Origin of the sequence: Corynebacterium sp. KPL2734 (genome assembly GCF_040225595.1) — a bacterium.
GTDB classification, from domain to species: Bacteria; Actinomycetota; Actinomycetes; order Mycobacteriales; family Mycobacteriaceae; genus Corynebacterium; species Corynebacterium rhinophilum.
The window spans coordinates 1-2625 of the sequence record NZ_JBEHFO010000037.1 but is presented as its reverse complement, the minus strand read 5'-3'; the positions used below and the strand labels follow the sequence as shown (position 1 = coordinate 2625).

1 protein-coding gene is annotated in these 2625 nt (G+C 48.6%); it reads right to left on the bottom strand.

Features of this window, described 5'->3' with window-relative positions; genetic code table 11:
* Window positions 1-15: 15 nt before the first annotated feature.
* Window positions 16-675, bottom strand: coding sequence for a MarR family transcriptional regulator (locus ABRP88_RS11250; RefSeq protein WP_349837247.1), 660 nt, complete (start codon window positions 673-675; stop codon window positions 16-18).
* Window positions 676-2625 lie beyond the last annotated feature (1950 nt).

Sequence of the window (2625 nt, the reverse complement as noted above, 5' to 3'; positions counted from 1 at the left end):
AAACCAAGACTTCGGCTATACTGACCACAGCAGCATAGCTAGCCCCCCGACGTGTCCACTTTTCGGGGGTCGGGCCCGTTTTCTAGCCGCAGGAGCACAACTCAAACTGTTAGGGTCATCAACACTGTTCGGTAGGGATAAAAAATCCGGATAGTAATAGCTTCTAGCATCTGCCTTATACCTATCGATAGCGTATATCGGGTGGTGATTTCCTTTACTGAGGTGCTTACGGTCCTGGGCCTTCATCACTCGCTCGCTTACGACCGTGTGCCCATAAATCGACCAAGATAAAGCAAAATCCATAACCAAAAGCGTGTGTGCCAAAGTCCCGCCAGTGTTAAAGCGAGGAGGCTTGAAATCACCGACAACATTTCCTTTATCAGTAATGCGCACCCATCTACTATGCCTACAGCCCTTGCTGGTGATAGTGAGAATGCTAAGAAATCCCGTGAAAACGCTCTTATCGTCAATGAAACCTTTATCGCGAAGCAGCCGAATACGCTTAGAAGCTCCCGAATGATTAATCCCCCACAGTCTGGCAACATGGTCGCGCGTCATAGCTTCAAACGCCACCAGCCAATCAAAAAGAAGCCGATCCCTATCGGTTAACTCAAATTTCTTAGCCGTACGAAACGGCCGTCGCCTCCGGTCTGAAACACGAATAATCTTCACCATGCAGTAATGGTCGCACTAGAGTGTGCACACCCTAATGCATAAACGAAACGATTATCACGCACTTTGAAGGAACATGACGAATACCCTTCTCCCGCCTCGCCTACGGCTCGTTGGGCGCCGGGGCATGAAGACTTCGCTTCACGAATTCAGTATGAGCAGTGAGCTACCGATTGCTCCAGTACCTACATTGTCAATTGACGCAATAATTCGACTTCGATTGTTATGGCCCATTCTCTGCCCCTTTTTCTTTGGTTATGCGGACAAGACACTTCTTTGAAGAAGACTGACCTGCACTTTCAATAATCCAAAGAGCAATCAGGCATAACACTGCCATTGCTAAGGTACCTAGGATTTCGAATCCTAGATCACTGCTTAGCTCAACCCGCAGCGAGGCCATAAAAGGTGATCACATAGACAACTATTGCAAATCTCTAATTAGCATTTTAACATTTACATATTGGAAATATATCCTCTCTCGAAAGGTAAGACCTTGACCAAAAAGCGTTCACCTCTCCCATTACTGGCATCTTTAACACTCCTGCTGACTACATCAATTGCGACCCCCTCTGCAATCGCACAAGATTTAGCACCCAAGGAAACGTCACCTGGAAGTCAGATCATCCACACCGAAACGCCTGCTGAGTTCCCAACTACCTCTACACGATCCGCGCACACGGTGGAGATTGCCCCTGGGGCTAGCGGCGCCTTTGTAGCACAAGACGTAGAAGGGTATGGGCTCTATGTTGATAGAATCAATGCCAGCTACATGCCTGGAGCCTCTCTTCAAGGCCAAAACATATGCGGTATCACACTAGAGACTTCTTATACAGAGAACTATGGTCGCCACCGAGTCCGAACAGCCACCCCTCCCTGCTCGGTGTTTTCCGCTTGGGTCAACTTCCCTGTTAAAAAACTCCTGAGGAACAACTCGAAAGTATGTTCAAGGGTGAAGGTTAACGGCGTTTGGTCTAACAAAACCTGCGCAACAATACACAGGTAGGTCGATATGGGATCCATCATTTTTATTTTCTTAGGCTGGGCTGCTGCCTTAGCTATCCCTGGTGCGATTATTTACCAACTGGTAAAAATACGAAAAGCGAAGGAAACACATAAAAAGAGCGATTAATCCCCGCGTATAGTCCGACTAGATAGAAGATTTTCAAATCTTTCCTTTACCTACGCAAACAGCACCACATGCCATGAGTGCAAGATGGTGGGTGCCAGCGCACCATAGATCGTGGTCAGGGGAATGAACACTGGTGACCAGATAGCAGAGCGCTTATGTCAGGCAATGCACCGGAGCATTCGCGTATCAATATGAGCAACAGAGCGCGCTCAAAACGTTCACACTATTGGCACTCTTAGTGGCACCGGGACATAGTCCATCCAACCCAATCTTGTTAAGGAAGGTTTTACTTAACTGCCTAACGGCAGGGGAACCGTATATTGCTTACGGTCTGTCACCCTTTTTACGCCCTGTGGGTAAAACGATTCCAGTCCTCGATAACGCTCGTTGAACGGTTCGAACCGAAACAGCGAACTCTGCAGCGGCATCGGACACAGTTGGGTAGTGCCCTGTCTGCGAAAAAGTATCGTCAAAGTATGCTGCAATTTTGTATGACTGACTGCGACCACTTGCGGAACGACGCTTATTAGCGTTACTCAAAGCCTCACGCTGTTCTTGCGCATATTTACCATCTGGATCGGTCTTCCAGCGCTCTGCGGCTTTCTTACCGCGGTTGCGTCCACTAGTGTGGTGTATCTGTAACCCGTGGTAAGCCTCGTGCCGTTGCGGAAGGAAATAGTTGCCCGGAAAAATCAATAACCTCGGCGATTTACTCCTACTTTCGTAGTGCAGGGATCGTTCCGAGGCTGGTCAAGTCCGGTGGAGTGGTGTATCTGTCCTTCCTGAATCTGTGAATCGGGGGACAGTGTCAGGGTCGGTGTTGG